A 19,834-nucleotide genomic window follows, 5' to 3' on the forward strand; every position below is an offset into this window, starting at 1 on the left:
TACAGCGGAACGGCCTTCCGGGGAGAGGGCTTGACCGTCGTGTTCGGCGCCGGCTAAATTGTTTGGGGTCAAACGACTTGGAGGGGTATCCATGACCGAGGTCACCGTCGCGGGCGTCACCGTCGACACCCGGCACTGGATCGGTGGCGAGCGGGTCGGGTCCGCGGACACCTTCACCGACGTCTCGCCGATCGACGGCGCCGTGCTCGGCGAGATCGCCCGGGGCGGGCGCGCCGAGGCCGACGCGGCCGTGGCCGCCGCCCGCGCCGCCTTCCCCGGGTGGGCCGCCACGCCGCCCGCCGAGCGGGCCCGGCTGCTGCACGCCGTCGCCGACGGCGTCGAGGCCCGGCTCGCCGAGTTGGCGATCGTGGAGACCACGGACAACGGCGCGTTGCTTCGCTCGCACCTGCGCGGGGTGATGCCGCGGGTCGCGCACAACTTCCGCTTCTTCGCCGACTGGCTGACCGACTCGCTCGGGCACGACGACTTCGACACTCGGGGCCACGAGAACCGGGTCTCGTGGGATCCGGCCGGGCCGTGTGTGCTGATCACCCCGTGGAACGCGCCGCTGATGCTGGCCACCTGGAAGGTCGCCCCGGCGCTCGCGGCCGGGAACACCGTCGTGCTCAAGGCCGCCGAGTGGACCCCGCTGACCGCTTCGCTGCTCGCCGACATCACCGCCGAGGCGGGCCTGCCGGCGGGTGTGTTCAACGTGGTCCAGGGCTACGGCGAGGAGGTCGGCGCCGCGCTGACCGCACACCCGGACGTGCGCCGGATCAGCTTCACCGGCTCGGTCCCCACCGCCCGGCACATCGGCGCCGCCGCAGCCGCCAACCTCACCCCGGTCAGCCTCGAACTCGGCGGCAAATCCCCGCTGTTGGTCTTCGCCGACGCCGACCTGGACCTGGCTGTGGGACTGGCCGTCGAACAGTACGACAACGCCGGCCAGGTCTGCCTGGCGGCCACCCGGCTGCTCGTCGACGCCGCCGTCGCCGAGGAGTTCACCGCGCGGTTCCTGGCGAAGGCCCGCACCCTGGTCCAGGGCGACCCGCGCGATCCGGCCACCGACATGGGACCCAACATCCACCCGGAGCACCTCGCCCGGGTCGACGGCTTCGTCCGCCGCGCGCTCGACGCCGGCGCCAAGGCCCTGCTCGGCGGCGGCCCCGACACCGGGCTGGGCGGGCTGTACTACCGCCCCACGCTGCTCACCGACGTCGCCCAGGACGCCGAGATCGTCCAGGAGGAGGTGTTCGGCCCGGTGCTGACCCTCCAGACCTTCACCACCGAGGACGAGGCGATCACCCTCGCCAACGACACCCGATTCGGGCTGGCCGCGACGTTGGTGACGGGAAGTCGGGAGCGGGCCCGGCGGGTCGGCGCGCGGCTCGTCGCGGGCACGGTGTGGGTCAACTGCTTCTTCGTCCGCGACCTGCGGGCGCCCTTCGGCGGCGCGCGGCAGTCCGGCGTCGGCCGCGAAGGCGGCACCTGGAGCTTCGACTTCTACTGCGACGTCAAGAACACCGTGACCTCGCCGAACGGATGGCACTGACCATGGGAGAGATCGTCGGCGCGGGCATCCTGGCCCACTCGCCCACCATCATGCTGCCCCCGGACGTGCGGCACGAGCTGAACGAGGGACGGGAGATCAGCCTGGTCCCGGCCCTGGCCCGGCTGCGCGCCGAGGTGTTCGAACGGCTCGACTACGACACCGTCGTGGTCTTCGACTCGCACTGGGCGACCACCGTCGAGTTCGTCATCGCCGCCCAGGCGCACCGCGCCGGGCTGTACACCTCGGAGGAACTGCCACGCGGCATGCGGCAGATCCCCTACGCCTTCCCCGGCGACCCGGAACTGGCGCACGCCACCGCCGGGTTCGCGGCCAAGCACGGCACCTGGATCACCCCGATCGAGGATCCGTTCCTGCCGATCCACTACGCCACCGTCAACCTGTGGCACCACCTGGGCGTGCCCGGCAAACGCTGGCTGGGCATCGGTTGTTGCCAGACCGCCGACGTCGAGGACAACCTGCGGCTCGGCCGGGCGCTCGCCGACGGCATCGCGGCCACCGACCGCAGGGTGCTCCTGATCGCGTCCGGCGCGTTCTCGCACACGTTCTGGAGCCTGCGCGAACTGCGCGACCACGAGGCATCGGACCCGGTCCACGTGCGCACCCCGCAGGCGCGCGCCGCCGACGAACAGCGCATCGCCTGGATGGAGCGCGGGGACCACGCGAGCGTGCTCGCGGGCATGCCGGACTTCCTGCGGTACAAGCCCGAAGCCCGCTTCGGGCACTACCTGATGATGCTCGGCGCGCTCGGCGAGGAGCGCTGCACCGCGCCGGGGCGGCTGGTCGGCGACTACGAGAACGCCACCGGCACCGGGCAGGCACACGTCTGGTTCGACCGGCCGGCGGGCGGCTGGACGGCGCCCCACGCACACACCTCACAGGTCGCCGACCCCACCTCCCGGGTTGCCGACCCCCACACCTCCCGAGGACGAGTCGAATGACCACCACCGAGTACCGCCGCATCCTGCTCGACGGCGCCGTCGTCGAGGTCGTCCGCGAGGGCGCCGAACTGGTCGCCGCCGACGGCCGACGGATCAAGGCCGCCGACGCGCACCACCTGCCGCCGATCGCACCGGGCAAGATCGTCGCGGTGCACCTCAACCACCGCAGCCGGGTCGAGGAGTTCGGCACCTCGCTGCCGCCCGCGCCGACCTACTTCCACAAGCCGACCTCGTCGCTGAACGCGCACGGCGGTGCGGTGGTTCGCCCGGCCGGGTGCAAATACCTCAACTACGAGGGCGAGATCGCGATCGTGATCGGCCGTACCTGCCGCAACATCGCCCCCGCCGACGCGGGCGCGTACATCCGCGGCTACACCCTCGCCAACGACTACGGCCTGCACGACTTCCGGGACACCGACGCCGGCTCGATGTTGCGGGTCAAGGGCTCCGACACGCTGTGCCCGCTCGGCCCCGGCCTGGTCGAGGGCTGGGACTTCCGCGGCAAGGCGCTGCGCACCTATGTCAACGGCGCGGTGGTGCAGGAGGGTTCCACCGACGAGATGGAGTGGGACATGCACTACCTCGTCGCCGACATCGCCCGCACGATCACGCTCCACCCCGGCGACGTGCTCCTGTCCGGCACCCCGGCCGGCTCGCGTCCCGTACAGCCGGGCGATGTGGTCGAGGTCGAGGCGGAGGGCCTGGGCCGACTGACCAACCACATCGTCACCGGTCCGACCCCCATTCGTACCGACTGCGGCGCGCAGCCCACCGAGTCCGAAGAGGTGCGCTCCACCGCCCTCGGCGGTGACTGGGAGCTGCGCGGAATCCGTGCGCCCAGGCGGTGAGTCGCCGCCCGCCGTCCGCTCGGCCCACCACCTCATTCGATCGGAAGGGACAACCGTGAAGGTCATCGTCGACATGGACCGGTGTCGGGACCACGGGCAGTGTGTGTTCTGCGCGCCCGAGGTGTTCCGGATCAACGACGCCGGCCGCCTCGAGTTCGTCGCCGAGCCGGACGACACGCTGCGCGACGCGGTCGAGGACGCCGCCGACGTCTGCCCGTTGCAGGCCATCACGATCGAGGACTGAGCGATGACCGGTCGTCGGGTGGTGGTCGTCGGCGCGTCCATGGGCGGTCTGCGGGCCGCCGAACTCGGCCGCACGGTGGACCGGTTGACGGGGGAGGGGCACGTCGCCGGGGTCGTCCTGGACGACGGCCGTACGCTCCCGGCCGACGCGGTGATCGAGGCGACGGCGCGATCCCGAACACCGAATGGCCGGCCGGCAACGGCCTCGACCTCGCCGACGGCGTGCGCTGCGACGCCGCCCTGCGGGTCGAATCCCGCCCCGACGTGGTGGCCGTCGGCGACGTGGCCCGCTTTGCCAACCCGCGCTACGACGACGTCCCGCGCCGCGTCGAACACTGGAGCATCCCCACGGACACGGCCAGGCACGCGGCCCGCACCCTGACCGCCCACCTGTCCGACACCGCCGCGCCTGACGCCCCTTTTGCCCCGCTGCCCGCCTTCTGGTCCGACCAGTACGGGGACCGCCTCCAGTCCTACGGCGCCCCCGCCCTCGGCGCCGCCGACATCCGCCTCCTCGAAGGCACGTGGACCACCGCCTGTGCGGTCGGCTACCACCGCGACGACACCCTGGTGGGTGTGGTGGCCCTGACCCCCGGATCCCACCCCTTGTCCACCAAGTACCGCCACCACCTCGACTGACCGCGACGCGACGGGCCGGGCCCGGCGCCGGCGACGCCCGCCCCCCGGTCACGGCGATGAGGACGGCCCACTCGTCGGCGCTCGCGTCGCAGGGCTCGAGGTCCACCCCACCGGCGCGCGAGCGAACTCCCGGGCAATCGGCGGCAAACGGCACCCGAACGCCCGGACGGTCGCCGAACCCCACTCCTTCGCCTGCGTGATCATGCGGGAACGCGCCGTTGCAAAAAGGATCATCGTGGGGGTTGACACTGAAAGTTGGTCTAGACCAACCTAGAGGTACGGGGATTGGAGAGGTGTGTGTCCCGGCATGGCCGCAGCGTGGTAGCGCGGCCGGTCGGTGAGGCATCTCGCGTTCGCTTTGGGTGTCCGCGATCGATGTGCGGCGCCGGATACGAGGAGGTAGGAATCCCGATCGAGGCTTCGTCGGGGATCACGGCCTCCCCGGACCACCCCCCTTGTACCGCCGAACCCCCCGGCCGACCTCCCTCGGCCGATTTTCACGGCTGACTCCCACAGCCGAACTCCCGAGCACCGCACACGGCACCACGTCGGCGGCCTCACCCGACACACGTTCCGCGACCGGCAGGACCTCGCGGCACGCGTAGGCAGGCGAGGTTGCGATGTGTCCTGCCCTCGGTCGGATCGAGGCGACCCGCAGGCCGGGCGAGCGCGCGCAGCCTCGCCCGTCCGATGACGTGCGAACCGCCCTTTCCCGTCCACGACTTCACCGTGCCCGGGAATGGCCGACCGCCGCCCGTGCCTCGACTCGCCCGGTCGATCCCGGACGGCGCCGGCCGGGGCGGGGCGATCGCGCCGACGCGCCGGCACGAGCCGCGATGCCCCACGCCCCCAATACCGACCAGATCGTTCGAGCCTTGGAGGGATCGTATGCCGACGCCCGAATCCGACCCATACCCGTACCGAGCCGCGTCCGAGATCCCCTACTTCAGTTCGATCGGCGAGACCTACCTGGCCCCGACTCCGCTGCGCGACCTGAAGAAGACCCGACCCCTGCGGGTGCTCTCCGAAGCCGACTTCGACTTCTGGCAGACCTACGGGTACGTCGTCGTGAAGGAGGCCATCCCGGCCGAGGCCGCCGCGCGGCTTCTCGAATTCGCCTGGGACTTCCAGGGGCTCGACCCCGACGACCCCGAGGGCTGGTACTCGGACGACCGGCAGTTCCGCTCCGCGCTGGATCAGGAGCTGCACATCTACGGCTTCGTCGAGGCATACCACCACCAACTCATCTGGGACAGCCGCCAGTCCGCCCGCGTCTACGACGCCTTCGTCGACGTGTGGGACTGCGAGGAGCTGTGGGTGACGCTGGACCGGCTCAACCTGAACCCGCCCAACATCCGCGACCGTGACCGCGCGCACATCGCGCCCACGGACAAGGGCTTCGACATCGAGCTGCACTGGGACGTCGACACCACCCTCGCGACACCCCCGCAGCGGGTCCAGGGCATCATCGCGCTCGACGACACCCGCCCGGACCACGGCGGTTTCCAATGTTCGCCGGAGCTGTTCCGCCGGTTCGAGCACTGGAAGTCCGGCCAACCCGAGGACCGCGACCCGATCCGGCCGGACGCCGACCGCGCTGAATACCCGGTAGTGCGACCGCAGTTGGCGGCCGGCGACCTGCTGATCTGGAACGGACTGCTCGCCCACGGCGTGGCCCGCAACAGCTCCGAGCGTGGCGTGCGCGCGGTCCAGTACCTGTCCATGATGCCCGCGCTCGAAAGCAACCGGGAACTGACCGAATCCCGAGTCGACTCCTGGCGGCACCTGCGCACCCCCGACTGGAACAAGACGCTGGTCGGCGACGCCCGCAAGCACGAATCCCTCAGGTACGAGACGGCGACGCTGAACGACCTCGGCAGGAAGCTCCTGGGCCTCGAATCCTGGAGCGGGCACACACCCGCACCATCGACCGGAGAAGCGCAATGCACGCAATCTGCCTGACCCTACCCACCAACAGGGCCTGCGCCGCGACCATTTCGGCGATCGCCGCCGAGGCCGCCCATGCGGCCGGGCACTTCGACGTCGAGGTGCACCTGCTGATCCTCGACTCCTCCGACCCGGCGACGCTGAGCGAACACCGGCAGGCCGCCGCCGCCCTGCCGGCGACACCGCACGTGGTCGTGCACCACCTCGACGAGAGCGAACAGCGCGCCTTCCTCCGTGCGGTCCTCGCCCGCGCCGACGTCACCAAGCCGGACCTGCTGCTCGACCTGATGCTCCCGGACCGGGTCTCCTACGGCGCCTGCACGAACCGCGCGTTCCTGATCGCCGCCGCCCTCGGCTGCCGATCGATGCACCGCCGGGACTCGGACAGCACCTACCAAATGCTCGACGGCGCACCCGTCTTCCCGATCCACCACGAGCTGATGTCGCTCGGCCGACCCGCGCGCGAGGCGAGCGCCGGCGTGTCGGAGACCACCCTCGACCCGGCCCTCGCCGCCGACCCCGTGGTCCTGGTCGGCAGCTCGTTCGTCGGCGAACTCTCGGTCGACATCGGTGAGATCCGCAGCCTCGACCCCGAGGTGTACTACGACGTGGTCGGCCTGTGGGCCCCGCCCGCCTGGTCCGCCGAGCGCAAGCGGGAACTGGTCGACGAGTCGTTCACGGGCGCCGGCACCGCGCCGTTCGTCGCGGACCACTCGCTCCTGACCGTCGTCGACCCGATGCGGGTGGACATGTGCAACGTCGCGTTCGACCACGCGGTGTACGAGCGGGTACCGCTGCCGCCGGCCACCGACACCATCGGCAGCGACTACTTCCTCCTGCACCTGATCCACGACGCCGGGCTGCCCGGAGTCCTGCACAACCGCAACATCGTGAACTTCTACACCGCTGAACGCCGCACCGACCCCGGATTCGCGGCGTACCAGACCCGGTTGACCAAGTTCTTTCTCTCGATGCTCTACTTCGAGTTCATCTACGACCGCATGGCGGCGGCCGGCGGCACACTCCTGGACGACGAACGCCACGTACGCCCCTCGGTGATCGCCGAACTCGCCCGCGAGAGCACCCGGTCGGACCGCACGGACAACATCGACCGACTGCGCAGCCTGGACCGCTCCTACCGGCGACTGGGCGGGCGCTACGCCGAGTTCGCCGACACGCTCGCCGCCCGCGGCCCACGCCTGCTCGACGAGGTCCAGGAGGACATCGAGGACTTCGCGCTGCTGATCGAGACATGGGATTCGCTGGTCCGGGCGAGCCGGACCACAAGCCTCCACGAACCGCACGGATAGTGGGACCCGGACCGACATCATGCACGTAAACGCACACATGCGCGCCGCCCTGGCCACCGCCGACGACGACCTGATCGTCTTCGATATCGCGGGCATCGAAGAACGCTACGACACGCTGATCCGCGAACTCCCCGACATCGCCGTGCGATTCGCGATGAAGGCCTGCCCCGTGGACGAGGTGCTCGGCTGCCTCGCCCGCCAGGGAGCGGGCTTCGACGCGGCCAGCCCGCAGGAGATCGCGCAGGCGATCGAGACCGGCGTACCCGTGGACCGCATCCACTACGGCAACACCATCAAGTCCGACCGCAACATCGCCGACGCGTACCGGCTCGGCATCCGCGACTTCGCCACGGACAGCATCGAGGACGTCGCCGCGATCGCCGCGCACGCCCCCGGCTCCCGGGTCTTCTGCCGCCTCGCCACCAGCGGGGAGGGCGCGCTGTGGGGGCTCAGCCGCAAGTTCGGCTGCTCCGGCGCCGACGCCCTGCGGATCCTGGAACGGGCCCGCGCCGAGGGTCTGATCCCCGCCGGGCTGTCCGTCCACGTCGGCTCGCAACAGATGACCACCGAGGGCTGGCAGGAGGCGTTCGACCGGATCGCGGACACCCTCGCGGCACTGAACCGGCGAGGGATCCACCCCGACCACGTCAACCTCGGCGGCGGACTCCCGGCGCTGGGCTACCTCGACCGACACGGTCAACCGCTGGAACCCCCGCTGGACAAGATCTTCGAGGTCATCCGTGAGGGCATCCGCCGGCTGCGCCGGGTGTCCGTCGTGCCGCTCGACTTCCTGATGGAGCCGGGGCGCTACTTCGTCGCCGACAACGGCGCGATCCGGGCCCGGGTGTCCCGCCTGACCACGCGCGAACAGCCCGACGGACAACGCCGCAACTGGCTGTACCTGAGCTGCGGCAAGTTCAATGGCCTGTACGAGATGGACGAACTCCAGTACCGCCTGGTGTTCCCCACACACGGCGGCGCCGAGTACGTGCCCGCCGTGGTCGCCGGGCCCACCTGCGACAGCGACGACGCCTTCGGGTCGGACGGCGACCTCGTGCAGGTGCCCAGGGCGGTCGCCTCGGGGGATCCGGTGTGGATCCTCTCCAGCGGCGCCTACGCCACCAGTTACACCACACAGGGCTTCAACGGGTTCGCCCCGCTGCCGTACACCTGCGTCGACGTATCCGTGGAAGGTCTGGTGTAAATGGACCACGACGTGCGTATTCGGCACATCACCGAAGGCGACTGGGACGACATCGTCGCTCTGGAAGCCGGTACCTATGCCGACGCCGCACTGTCGGAGGGACGGGCCGCGCTGCGCTCGCGGGCCCGTTCCTCGCCGGCCACCTGCTTCGTACTGGAGGTCGGTCGGCAAGTGGCGGGCTACGTCCTGTCGTTGCCCTACCCGGTCGGGCAATACCCGGACCTGGACCGCGAGGAGCAGGTGGTCTTCCACTCGCGCAACCTGCACCTGCACGACCTGGTGGTCGGCGAGGCGTACCGCGGCGACGGCTTGGCGGGCGAACTGCTGCGCCGGGTGACCACCGCGGCGCGTGCCAAGCGATACCAGCGCATCTCGCTCGTCTCCGTCGGCGGCAGCGAGGGGTTCTGGTCGGCGCGGGGGTTCCACGCCCTGCGCGAGATCGCTCTCCCCGCGAGCTACGGCCCGGACGCGGTGTACATGTCCATGCCGGTCGCCGCGGACCCCCGCCCGGACCGGCGCGGACCATCGACGATCCGTCGCGCGGATCACCCTCGGATGACGAAGTAGGCCGATCACATGTTTCGCGTTCGCGATGATTTCCGCCGGGCACAGGTGGCGATCGCAGCACTGTTCTGTTTTCTCGGACTCCAGTACGCCACCTGGGCGTCACGGTTGCCCGCGATCAAGAGCAAGCTCGACCTGGGCGAGGCCGAGGTCGGTCTGCTGCTGATGGCCTGCGGAGCCGGGGCGGCGGCCTCGTTCCCGCTCGTCGCGATCCTGACCCGGCGCCTGGGCTCGCGCCTGCTCGCGCTGCTGTCCGCGCTCGCCCTGGGTGTCCTGCTGCTCGCCCTGGCGGTGGCGCCGAACTACCCCGTGGCGCTGCTGATCATCTGCCTCGACGGGGTGGCGGTGGGTTGTCTGAACGTCGCGATGAACGCACAGGGCGCCGCGCTCGAGGTGCGGTACCAGCGCACGGCGATGGCCAAGCTGCACGCCACGTTCAGCGGCGGGTCGTTGTGCGCCGCGCTGCTCGCCTCGGGGATGAACGCCCTCACCTCCACGCTGGCCGCGCACTTCGCGGTGGCCGCCGTACTGCTGGCGCTGCTGATCGGCTACGCCCGGCCCGGGCTGCTGACCGAGGACGAGGCGGCGCCGAAGGCCGCACCGGAGCCGGCCGTTGACGAGCCGGCGCCCGCGGGCCGGCGCCGATTGAGCATGCCGTCGCGGATCACCATCTGGATGGGCTGCGCGATGGCCTTCGGCACGGTGACCGAGGGCGCGATGAACGACTGGTCGGCGCTGTACATGAAGGACGTCGTGCACGCGTCGGCCGAGGTGGCCCCGCTGGGCATCGCCGTGGTCTCGGTGATGATGGTGCTCGCCCGGGTCTTCGCCGACGGGTGGCGCACCCGCTGGGGCGACGGGCGGATCGTCCGGGCCGGAAGTGTGCTGGCCGGTGCCGGGTTGGCGGTCGCGCTCCTGGTCGGCGGCGTGGTGCCGGCGCTGATCGGCTTCGCGTGCGTCGGCCTGGGCGTGGCCGCCGTCACGCCGTGTGTGTACGTCGCGGCGGCGCGCGCGGGTTCGGACGCACTGGCCCTGGTCGCCGCGATGGGTACCACCGGCCTGCTGGCCGGGCCGGCCCTGATCGGCTTCATCGCGAGCGGCAGCAGCCTCGTGTGGGGGATGGGCGCGGTCGCCGTCTCGGCCCTCCTGGTCTCCGTCTGCGCGACGCAGATCCACTGGCCGAGCGTGACCGATGCCGATACCGACGTCGACATGAACACAGACGTCGAGCCCGCCCCGACCCCCGCACCCGCCCCCGCCGACCGCACCCCACTCACCGACGCATCCGCGTAACCCGCGCGAGCCCGGTCCGTGGCCGACGAGCCACGACACGGACGGAAGCCCCGTCACCCGCTTACGAGAAGGCGGGCGACGGGGCTTCCTCGTCTGCGGCGCACGGCCGGGCGATCGACGACGCCGGACGCGCGACCCGCCGCGGTGAGCAATGCGTACCAATGCCCCGCGCTGTTGCCGTCCCCGCCCGCGCCCACGCCCAAGCCGCTCCCGGGCACCGGCGTCGGCCTTTCCCCGATCCTGCTCGCGGCCCTGGCCGCAGCCCTCACCGGAATCGGCTTCGTGCTGATCCGCGCCGGGGCGTAGGCCACCGGCCCGCGTCCCGAGCAGGTCTCCGGGACGCGGGCCCACGCCCGAGGACGCCTCTCGGTGAGCACCCGACCCCGGGCGTTCGCCGAGAGGCGTCCGGGACGCCCGTTGCTCAGAGCTTGGCGACCTCCGTCAGGAACGCGTCCACCAGCGCGGCGGCCCGCTCCCGCGCACCCGCCTCGCTCCGCCGCAAATCCTCGCCGTCCAGGCCGAGTTCGGCGGCCTGGTCGGCACCGCCGTGGGCCAACCACGCGGCCGCGATGTCCGGGGTGACCTCGGGATGGAACTGCACGCCCATCGAGCGGCCGACGACGTACGCCTGGGGCCCGACCGTCGAGCGGGCGATCTCCCGGCCGCCCGGCGGCACGGTGAACCGGTCGAAGTGCCACTGGTACCAGGGCCCGGCGGCGATCAGGTTCGGATCGTCGGTCTCGACCCGGTGCCACCCGAGTTCGTACTTCGGGGCCGGCTCGACCGTGCCGCCGAGCGCCGCGCTCAGCGCCTGGGCGCCGAAGCAGATGCCCAGGACCGGGACGTCCGCCGCGACCGCCTCGCGCAGCAGATCGAGTTCGTCGCCCACCCAGGTGCCTATCGTCGCCGTGTCGTAGACCGACCACGGCGCGCCGAGCACCACGATCACGTCGAAGTCGGTCGGGCTCGGGAAGGCGAACCGGACGTCGGGAGAGTGGAAACGTTCGTCGGGGACGACGGTCACGTCGTGCGACTCGAAGCCGCGTTCGGCCAGTCGCACGCCGACGAATCCGGCGTGTGAGGGGTGGTCGTGGCGAATGATCAGGGCACGCACCCGAGCTCTCCTTCCGTCGATCCGGCCCGAGGTCTTGTGGCGGCCGGGTTCGATCCATATCGTTTGGCCTCAAATAATATCGGGTTAGGAGACCTCCATGTCGGTCGGCGCCGATCTCGTCATGATCAATGGTCGGGTACTCACCGTCGATGCCGCGTTCACCATCGCCGAGGCGCTCGCCGTCCGGGCCGGCCGGATCGTCGCGGTCGGCTCGGACGCCGAGATCCGGCCGCTGATCGGTCCCGACACGACGGTGATCGACCTGGCCGGCCGCAGTGCGCTGCCCGGCATCGACGACTCGCATCTGCACGCGTGCGCGTTCGGCGCCACCCGCCCGCCGCTCGCGGTCGACGTGTCCCATCCCGCCGTCGGCTCGATCGCCGACATCACCGCCGCCGTCGCCCGACACGCGGCGACCCTGCCACCAAACGCCTGGGTGATCGGGAACGGCTGGGACGTCGGCTACCTCGCCGAGTGCGGGCCGCCGTCGGCCGGCGGCTCCGGCCCGCGTACGCCGCATCGCCGGGACCTGGACGCCGTGGTGCACGATCGCCCGGTCCTGCTCTACGAGTTCACCGGACACACCGCCTGGCTGAACAGCCGCGCCCTCGAACTGGCGGGCATCGACCGGCACACCGTCGCCCCGCCCGGCGGCATCATCGAACTCGACCCCGACGGCGAACCCACCGGCCTGCTCCGCGAGGGCGCGCAGAACCTGGTCAACGCGGCCGTACCGCCGATGACCCGGGCCGATCGGGAACGGGCGATCCGCGCGGCGGTGGCCATCTGTCACGCCGAGGGCATCACCGGTTTCACCGAGCCGGGCCTGGGCCCCGGCGGCGGCTCGCTCTTCCTCGGCGCGGCCGGCGCGGAGACCCTGGCGGTCTACGCCGACCTGGCGCGCAGCGGCGAACTCGACGCGCGGGTCAGCGTGTTGCTGCTGCCGCTGGCCATGGGCGAGGCCGCCGACGTACTGCCCGAACGCCTCGCCGCGCCGCTTCCCGAGGGCATCGGCGACCTGGACCCCCGGCTCCTGCGGGTGCTCGGGGTCAAGGTCTTCGCGGACGGGATACCGCCGAGCCGGACCGCGTGGATGCACGAGGAGTACGTCGGCGGCGGCAACGGCTGCCTGTGCATGCACGGCTCCACCGACGCGCTGCGCGTGGACGAACTGCGCACCATCGTGCGCCACGCCCACGCGGCGGGCCACCAGATCGGCGTGCACGTCACCGGCGATCAGGCGATCGACGCCCTCGTCGAGGCGTTCACGGAGGCCGCCGACGCCCACCCGCGCGAGGACGAGCGTCACTACGTCATCCACGGCGACTTCTGCACCCCGCGCAGCCTGCGCACTCTCGCCGAGCACGGCTGGGGGGTGAACATGAACCCGGCGATCAAATGGACGATCGCCGACCTGATGGACGGCGTGGTCGGCCCCGAACGCTCCGCCTACCAGTGGCCGGTGCGCAGCGCGGTGCAGGCCGGCATCGCGGTCACCGCGAGTTCCGACGCGCCGATCACCCACCCCGATTGGCGCCGAGGGGTGTCCGCGATGATGCTGCGCGAGTCGAAGGCGACCGGCAAACCCAGCGGCCCCGAGCAGTGTGTGGACCTGGCCACGGCGGTGCGCGCGTACACGATCAACGCCGCGCGCCAGGACTTCGCCGAGGACTGGAAGGGCTCCCTGGAGGTCGGCAAGGTCGCCGACATCTGCGTCCTGGCCGGCGACCTCACCACGGCGACCCCGCACGAGATCGCCGAACTTCCGGTCGCGCTCACCGTGTTCGACGGCCGGATCGTGTACTCGGCCTGACCCGCCCCGACGCCCCTTGCCCGAATGCCCCATGCCCGACGTAAGGACCGCCATGCCCGCGCCCCGCATGATCCTCGTGCTCAGCGAGAACTGGACCCTGACCGACCCCCGCGACCTGCCCGCCCTGGTCCGCATGGCGGTCGAGGCGGAGGACGCCGGGTTCGACGGCGTCATGGTCAGCGAACACATCGTGCTCGGCCCGGGCTCGGACGCCGACGGGCTGATGGCGAATCCGCGCGAGTACGCCCTCCCCGGCAACCAGGACCCGGCGACGCCGTGGCCGAACTCGCTGCTCCTGCTCGCCGCCATCGCCGCGCGGACCACCCGGCTGCGCCTGATCGCGGCCGGAGTGATCGCGCCGCTGCGCCATCCGCTCGCGCTGGCCCAGCAGTTGGCCACCCTCGACCTGCTGGCCGAGGGACGTCTGGTGGTACAGCCCATCGTGAGCTGGCACCCGCCCGAATATGCCGCGCTCGGCGTCCCGTTCGAGCGCCGCGGCCGGCTCCTGGACGAACACCTGGCCGCCTGGAAGGTGTTGTGGCGGGACACCCCGGCCTCCTTCGCCGGCGAGGACTACCGCTTCGAGGACGCCTACCTGGTGCCCAAGCCCTACCGGGAATCGGGCCCGCGCCTGTGGATCGGCGGCAGCTCGGTACATCCCGCGCTACTGCGCCGGTTGGTCCGGTACGGCCACGGCTTCCATCCGCTCGGCCGGCCCACCGACGCCGAACTGACCGACCTGCGTGCCGCTTTGGGCGCGGCCGGACGCGATGCGGACGCCCTGGAGATGGTCGGTGGGATCCGGCCCACCTTCCCGGACGCGCACAGCCCCGCGCCGATCGAACCCGCCCTGGAGTCCATCCCCGGCCAACTGGCGCGCGGCTTCGGCACGATCTGCGTCAAGCCCTCCCAGTACACCGACGACCTGGCCGAAGTGGGCACGCTGTGCCGCGACATCGTCCGACGCGTCGCGACGATGTGAGCCCCGCGTGCGCGCCGGGTGGTGCGCGACCCCGCCTGATCCCGGCGCCTCGGGGTGCCCTGACGCCGCTCAGACCGGTGCCACGTGGATCGGGTCCACCGGGACGTTGACCGTACGGGTACCGCCGAGCAGACCCGGGAGGGTGAAGGCGACCTCGATCTCGCCGCCGAACCGGTTGGCCACCACCCAGCCCTCGGCGTCCGCGGGCACTTCCTGGCGAAGTCCGCCGCCGAGCGCCGTGATCGCCCTGACCTTCGTACCGATCTCCATCGCACACTTCTCTCGCCGTGATACCGGAGATCGGTGGTAGTACCCGACCGACGCACATCGGACACCACGCGTTGCGCCGTTCGCGGCGGCCCCGGGCGAGGGAGCCGGGGCCTACTCGTCGGCGTCGGTGCGGGCGCCGCTCAGGATCGCGTCGAGCAGGCCCGGGTAGCGGGCGTCGAGGTCGGCCCGGCGCAGCGAGAGCAGGTTCTCCCGACCGGAGGGCTCCTGGGTGATCACGCCGCTGTCCCGCAATACGCGCCAGTGGTGCGTCATCGTCGACTTCGCGGTCACGCCCAGCACGGCGAGCACGCTGCCGCAGTTGTGTTCCCCGCCCGCGTCGAGCACCCGCACCGCGCCGAGTCGCAGCGGGTTGCCGAGTGCCGACAGGACGCTCTCGATCCGGATCTGATCGCGGTCCGGGTGACGGTAGCTCATGCTCCCACTGTACCGCGACATTCGAACAATCCCTGCGGACAAGCCGGATGACCTGCGCCGATGTGGTCCCGCATGGTCCCGTGGCGGCGGTTCTCGCGAGCCGGGGCCTTGCCGAACAGTCCGACTGTACGCAATCATTCGTACGGTCGGCTTTGGCCGGGCGACCCCGCCCGTCGAATGCCGGAACCACCCCGCGACCCGACCCACCCAACCCACGAAGGGGCGTATCCGCATGTCCACTCTCTCCGCGCCGACACCGCCGAGGGCCGCCGCCGGCGGGCGACACCTCGGCTGGACGTTGGCCCTGTTGGCCCTCGCGCAGCTGATCTACGCCCTCGACCTCAACATCGTGTTCGTCGCGTTGCCCGAGATCGGCGACGACCTCGGCTTCCCCGGTCAGACCCAGCAGTTGGTGGTCAGCGCGTATGTCGTCTTCGCCGGCGGCTTCCTGCTGGTCGGTGGGCGCGCCGCGGACCTGCTCGGCCGACGCCGGACCTTCGTGACGGCCCTGCTCGTCTACGCGTTGTCCTCGCTGGCGGGCGGCCTCGCGCCCGACTCCGGCACGATCATCGTGGCGCGCGCGATCCAGGGCATCGGCGGCGCACTGCTGCTGCCGGCCACCCTGTCGCTGATCAACACCCTGTTCGAGGAGGGCCCGAAGCGTAATCGAGCTCTCGCGGTGTGGGGCGGCGCGGGCGCGAGCGGGCTGACCATCGGCGCCCTGCTCGGCGGCGTGCTGACCGAGAACTTCGGCTGGCCCGCGGTGTTCTTCGTCAACGTCCCGCTCGCCGGACTGGCCGCGCTCGCCGCGCTGTTCGTCATCCCCCGCGACCCGGCCCGGGGTATCCGCCGCCCGTTCGACCTGCCCGGCGCGCTCGGCGTCACCGGCGGATCCACCCTCCTGGTCGCCGCCCTGGTCGAGGGTCCCGAACTGGGCTGGGGCAGCCCGTGGGTCGTCGGCGCGTTCGTCCTGGCCGTGCTGTTGCTCGTGGCGTTCGCCGCCGTCGAGGCGCGCACGCGAGACCCGCTGATGCCGTTCCGGCTGTTCCGCAATCGCAGCCTCACCGTCGGGATGGGCATCACGTTCATCTACATGGCCACCTTCGGCGTGCTGCCCTACTTCCTCACCGTGCTGCTGCAGAGCGTGCACGGCTACAGCGCGCTGGAGAGCGGACTCGCCTTCCTGATCCCCTCGGTCGCCATCGCCGCGGGCACCCAACTCGGTGAGCGCCTGGCCACCCGGTTCGGCAATCGCCGAACGCTGATCATCGGCTTCGTGATCGGCGCGATCGGTACCGCCGTACTCGCCGTCGGCTTCGACGAGGGCGCCGGCTATGGCCTGCTCGTACCCGGACTCGTGGTCTCCGGCATCGGGCAGGGCATCGTCTGGACCGCCATGTGGATCGCCGCGGCCACCGGCACCGCTCCCGCCGAGCAGGGCGTCGCCAACGGCATCGCCTCCACCACCCTCAACCTCGGCAACGCCATCGGCCTCGCGGTGTTCACCGCCATCGCCGACATCGGCACCGACGGCAAGTCCGGCGCCGCCCTGCGAACGGCCACCGCCGACGGTGAGTTCGTAGTCGTCCTGCTCACCGCCGCGGGCATGGCCATCGGCATCCTGGCCACCCTGGCCCTACGCCGCCACTCCACCACCCGGTCCCACATCGCAGCCCGTTCGGCGCTTGAGGAGGACGCCGGAAAGTTCCCGAAAGTCCGTTGACTTTTATTCAAAACAGCGCCTACTCTCGGGCCCGGCACGGTATATACGCACAGCGTCGAAGGCAGCTCCGCTCCGCGTCCCACGGCATCGCCCCGCGGCACCGAAATCCGGCCCCGCCCCGCTGCCCCGCCCCGATGTCCCGCGACGCGTCCCGGCCCACTCGCGTGCGTGCGTGTTGTCTCGGCGACTCGTGAACGGCCCGGTCCCACGAGAGGGGAACACAGTGTCCGCACGAAACGGCTCGGCATCGGAACGCGACCTCGGTACGGGCGGCCCGTCGGCGGAGGCCGACGAGGGCGGCACGAGTTGGCGGCGCGCGGCGGCGCTCGGCGCGGTGGGTGTCGGCGTGGTCGGCGTCCTCACCCTGGCCATGGCACAGGGCGCCCTCGCCGCCTCGTTCGCGGTGTCCGGGACCAGCTTCCAGGTGGGTTCGGGCAAGCTGAGCAGCACCGGCCTGTCGTCCTACGTGAGCACCAACACCTCACTCGACGGCAAGGGACACCCGGTCTCGATGCTCGCCGTCGGCGACGCGACGCTGAGCGACATCTGCCAGTCGGCCAAGGTCAAGACCCCGCTGGGGACGATCACGTTCAAGCTCACCGCCGGCGGCGACGCGGGGGCGGTGACCGCGAAGAACCTGATCATCAGCGCCGAAGACCTGGTCGGCGACGCGCAGTTCGGCACCGTGGAGATCGGCCGCGACGCGTCCACCCTGGACAAGGTGCCCGGTGCGCAGGGCGAGCGCGGCACGTTCGGCCTCCAGGCGGGCGACGTCTCGGTGGCCGGCGTGCGTTCGCACGCCTGGTCGGCCACCGGCGGCACGTTCAACCTCCGGGGCCTGCGCGTCGGGGTGAGCCTCGACGGCGCCGGCTGCTTCTGATTCCGATCCCACCGCCGCAGCCACTGCCGCTGCCGCTTGCGCTCGCACGTCACCTCCGGAGGACGGAACGACATGGAGCCCAGATCGAGGTTGGACCGGTACCTGCCGTTTCGGGCCGAGCGGCGGGTGGTGCGCCGATGGCGGCGCACCCGGCCGTTCTGGAGCGGGGTGTATCTGATCGCGGGCGGCCTGGAGATCCTGGCCGTCCCGCTGTCCCCGCTGCCGGTGATGATCAGCCTGGGGATCGCCGGCATCGCGAGCCTGGCGATCGGGGTGATCCTTATCGTCGCCGGGCTGTTCATGTGGTTCGCGGCCCGACACCGGCACTTCGTCGGGATCTTCGCGATGATCGTCTCGATCTCGTCATTCGTGGCGGCCAACCTCGGCGGCTTCCTGCTCGGCATGCTGCTCGGCGTGCTCGGCAGCGCGATGGGCGTCGCGTGGCGGCCGAACCGGGTGTCCACCGGTGGCGAGACGGTGACGATGGCCGTGTTGTTGCCCCTGCTGGTCGTCGCGTCCATCCTCGGACCGGGCGAGAACCGGGCCAAAGCGGTGGTACACGGCGGTGGCCGGACCACCGCCACCGCCATCACCGCCGCGCCGCCGGCCGAGCGCGTCGTCGTCGGCGCCACACCTCCGGCGATCACCGCGAGCTTCTTCGCCCCGGTCGGCTTCGCCCTGGCCGGGGTGACCACCCTCGACACCGCGCGCGGGCCGCTGCGCGTACTGGTGTTGACCATGGACTCGGCCCGCCTGCGCGACTATCGCCTGTCCACCCGGGACGGCGCCGGACCGGGGATGCGCATCGACACCACCCGGCTCGACCTGGACGGGCACGTCCGGATCTACCTGACCAGGCTGCACGGCTGCATCGAGGGACTGCTCTGCCTCGACTTCGCGGCCGACGGCCTGCCGCTGCCGCCGATCATCCCGCCGTTCGTGTTCATGACCGACGTCCGCGCCGAACAGGCGCTGGTCCGCACCGACCGGATCACCACGGACCTGAAGCTCACCTGAGCGGGTTCGGCGCCACCGTCACATGTCGAACAGCGCGCTGACGCTCTCCCCGTTGTGGATTCGGCGTACCGCCTCGGCCAGGGCCGGGGCGATGGACAACACCCGCAGTTTGTCCGTGTGTTCCTCCGCGGGGATCGGGACGGTGTTCGTACAGACGATTTCGAGCACGTCGGACTGATCGGACAGGCGCTTGAGCGCGCCCGCCGCGAACAGCCCGTGGGTACACGCGACACGGATCGAGCGGGCGTCCAACTCGCGCAACCGCTCCAGGAGTTCCAGGACGGTGCTGCCCTTGGCGATCTCGTCGTCCAGGACGATCACGTCACGGCCGGTGATCTCGCCGATCACCGAGCTGATCGCCACCCGGTCGTCGGCGAACCGTTGTTTGGCCCCGGCGGCGACCTGGGCGCCGAGCATCCGGGCGAAGGCCGCGGCCTCCTTGGCGTTGCCCAGGTCGGGGGAGACCACGGTGGTGTTGGACAGGTCGTATCGGCGGAAGTGGGCGGCCAACTCGCGCAGCGCGTGCAGGTGGTCGACCGGGACCGAGAAGAACCCGTGCACCTGCGGCGAGTGCAGGGTCATCGCCAGCACCCGGCTCGCCCCCGAGGCGACCATGAGGTCGGCGACCAACCGGCCGCCGATCGAGATGCGCGGCGCGTCCTTCTTGTCCGAACGTGCGTACGCGTAGTGCGGCATGACCACGGTGATCCGACCCGCCGAGGCGCCGCGCGCGGCGTCGCACATCAGCAGCAGCTCGACCAGGTTCTCCTGCACGGGGGCGACCAGCGGCTGGATCAGGAAGACGTCGTGCTCACGGCAGTTGGCCTGAAGCTGCACCTCGAGGCAGTCGTTCGCGAATCTGTTCACCCGGGTGGGGCTGAGCGGGACACCCAGTTGCGCGCAGACCTGGGCGGCCAACTCGGGGTGTGCGCTACCACTGAACACGGCGATCTCTCGCACGTGGTGCTCCTTCTGCGTGAAGTGCTTCGGCATGCCCGCCACATGCTATGGGCCCGCGGCCGAGCCGCCGAATCCGCCCCG

At 71.3% G+C, this 19,834-nt stretch carries 19 protein-coding genes and 1 pseudogene; 16 read left to right on the forward strand and 4 right to left on the reverse strand.

Features of this window, described 5'->3' with window-relative positions; all coding sequences use genetic code 11:
* Nucleotides 1–91: 91 nt before the first annotated feature.
* From ACMXN5_RS41320 to ACMXN5_RS41370, 11 genes and pseudogenes are all read left to right on the forward strand, one after another.
* Nucleotides 92–1,559 (forward strand): annotated as a pseudogene (locus ACMXN5_RS41320) (aldehyde dehydrogenase); the annotation flags it as partial.
* Nucleotides 1,555–2,511, forward strand: a complete 957-nt coding sequence (locus ACMXN5_RS41325) for a catechol 1,2-dioxygenase (RefSeq protein ID WP_439681393.1) — start codon at nt 1,555–1,557, stop codon at nt 2,509–2,511. The pseudogene ACMXN5_RS41320 and the gene ACMXN5_RS41325, both read left to right, overlap by 5 nt.
* Nucleotides 2,508–3,359 carry a fumarylacetoacetate hydrolase family protein gene (locus ACMXN5_RS41330; RefSeq protein WP_439681394.1) on the forward strand — a complete coding sequence of 284 codons (852 nt, stop codon included), beginning with the start codon at nt 2,508–2,510 and terminating at the stop codon, nt 3,357–3,359. The genes ACMXN5_RS41325 and ACMXN5_RS41330 overlap by 4 nt, the downstream gene beginning before the upstream one ends.
* A gap of 55 nt (nt 3,360–3,414) precedes the next feature.
* On the forward strand, nt 3,415–3,603 hold the full coding sequence (locus ACMXN5_RS41335) for a ferredoxin (protein WP_439680020.1): 189 nt from the start codon (nt 3,415–3,417) through the stop codon (nt 3,601–3,603).
* Between the two features lie 221 nt (nt 3,604–3,824).
* Nucleotides 3,825–4,241: an oxidoreductase C-terminal domain-containing protein gene (locus tag ACMXN5_RS41340; RefSeq protein ID WP_439680021.1), complete on the forward strand. Its 417-nt coding sequence runs from the start codon at nt 3,825–3,827 to the stop codon at nt 4,239–4,241.
* 888 nt (nt 4,242–5,129) lie between these two features.
* Complete coding sequence (locus tag ACMXN5_RS41345) at nt 5,130–6,203, forward strand: phytanoyl-CoA dioxygenase family protein (RefSeq protein ID WP_439680022.1); 1,074 nt, start codon at nt 5,130–5,132, stop codon at nt 6,201–6,203.
* Nucleotides 6,185–7,498 carry a DUF6271 family protein gene (locus ACMXN5_RS41350; RefSeq protein WP_439680023.1) on the forward strand — a complete coding sequence of 438 codons (1,314 nt, stop codon included), beginning with the start codon at nt 6,185–6,187 and terminating at the stop codon, nt 7,496–7,498. Before ACMXN5_RS41345 ends, ACMXN5_RS41350 begins: the two co-directional genes overlap by 19 nt.
* A gap of 19 nt (nt 7,499–7,517) precedes the next feature.
* On the forward strand, nt 7,518–8,702 hold the full coding sequence (locus ACMXN5_RS41355; protein ID WP_439680024.1) for a type III PLP-dependent enzyme: 1,185 nt from the start codon (nt 7,518–7,520) through the stop codon (nt 8,700–8,702).
* Entirely contained in the window at nt 8,703–9,269 is a 567-nt protein-coding gene (locus ACMXN5_RS41360) for a GNAT family N-acetyltransferase (RefSeq protein ID WP_439680025.1), read from the forward strand.
* Between the two features lie 9 nt (nt 9,270–9,278).
* Nucleotides 9,279–10,559: an MFS transporter gene (locus ACMXN5_RS41365; RefSeq protein ID WP_439680026.1), complete on the forward strand. Its 1,281-nt coding sequence runs from the start codon at nt 9,279–9,281 to the stop codon at nt 10,557–10,559.
* A 144-nt stretch (nt 10,560–10,703) separates the two neighbouring features.
* Nucleotides 10,704–10,865 (forward strand): hypothetical protein, encoded by a 162-nt coding sequence (locus ACMXN5_RS41370; protein ID WP_439680027.1) that lies wholly within the window; start codon nt 10,704–10,706, stop codon nt 10,863–10,865.
* A gap of 115 nt (nt 10,866–10,980) precedes the next feature.
* Here the strand turns inward: ACMXN5_RS41370 and ACMXN5_RS41375 are convergent, their stop codons facing one another.
* The gene (locus ACMXN5_RS41375; protein ID WP_439680028.1) at nt 10,981–11,673 is read right to left on the reverse strand and encodes a type 1 glutamine amidotransferase; all 693 of its coding nucleotides are present in this window, start codon (nt 11,671–11,673) and stop codon (nt 10,981–10,983) included.
* Nucleotides 11,674–11,770: 97 nt separating this feature from the next.
* Here ACMXN5_RS41375 and ACMXN5_RS41380 point away from each other — a divergent pair, with 97 nt between their 5' ends.
* A complete protein-coding gene (locus tag ACMXN5_RS41380; protein WP_439680029.1) occupies nt 11,771–13,486 on the forward strand; it encodes an amidohydrolase in 1,716 nt (571 codons plus the stop codon).
* 52 nt (nt 13,487–13,538) lie between these two features.
* On the forward strand, nt 13,539–14,468 hold the full coding sequence (locus tag ACMXN5_RS41385) for a TIGR03619 family F420-dependent LLM class oxidoreductase (RefSeq protein ID WP_439680030.1): 930 nt from the start codon (nt 13,539–13,541) through the stop codon (nt 14,466–14,468).
* A 69-nt stretch (nt 14,469–14,537) separates the two neighbouring features.
* Here the strand turns inward: ACMXN5_RS41385 and ACMXN5_RS41390 are convergent, their stop codons facing one another.
* Both ACMXN5_RS41390 and ACMXN5_RS41395 read right to left on the reverse strand, forming a co-directional pair.
* On the reverse strand, nt 14,538–14,738 hold the full coding sequence (locus ACMXN5_RS41390; RefSeq protein ID WP_380007291.1) for a hypothetical protein: 201 nt from the start codon (nt 14,736–14,738) through the stop codon (nt 14,538–14,540).
* 111 nt (nt 14,739–14,849) lie between these two features.
* A complete protein-coding gene (locus tag ACMXN5_RS41395; protein ID WP_380007287.1) occupies nt 14,850–15,173 on the reverse strand; it encodes an ArsR/SmtB family transcription factor in 324 nt (107 codons plus the stop codon).
* A 232-nt stretch (nt 15,174–15,405) separates the two neighbouring features.
* Here ACMXN5_RS41395 and ACMXN5_RS41400 point away from each other — a divergent pair, with 232 nt between their 5' ends.
* The 3 genes from ACMXN5_RS41400 (at nt 15,406) to ACMXN5_RS41410 (ending at nt 18,793) form a co-directional block, all read left to right on the forward strand.
* A complete protein-coding gene (locus tag ACMXN5_RS41400; RefSeq protein ID WP_439680031.1) occupies nt 15,406–16,896 on the forward strand; it encodes an MFS transporter in 1,491 nt (496 codons plus the stop codon).
* Nucleotides 16,897–17,119: 223 nt separating this feature from the next.
* On the forward strand, nt 17,120–17,776 hold the full coding sequence (locus ACMXN5_RS41405; RefSeq protein WP_439680032.1) for a DUF6230 family protein: 657 nt from the start codon (nt 17,120–17,122) through the stop codon (nt 17,774–17,776).
* A 72-nt stretch (nt 17,777–17,848) separates the two neighbouring features.
* The gene (locus ACMXN5_RS41410; protein WP_439680033.1) at nt 17,849–18,793 is read left to right on the forward strand and encodes a DUF6114 domain-containing protein; all 945 of its coding nucleotides are present in this window, start codon (nt 17,849–17,851) and stop codon (nt 18,791–18,793) included.
* Nucleotides 18,794–18,811: 18 nt separating this feature from the next.
* Here the strand turns inward: ACMXN5_RS41410 and ACMXN5_RS41415 are convergent, their stop codons facing one another.
* Entirely contained in the window at nt 18,812–19,753 is a 942-nt protein-coding gene (locus ACMXN5_RS41415; protein WP_439680034.1) for a ribose-phosphate diphosphokinase, read from the reverse strand.
* Nucleotides 19,754–19,834: the final 81 nt, after the last annotated feature.

This window comes from Embleya australiensis (genome assembly GCF_051903075.1).
GTDB lineage: Bacteria > Actinomycetota > Actinomycetes > Streptomycetales > Streptomycetaceae > Embleya.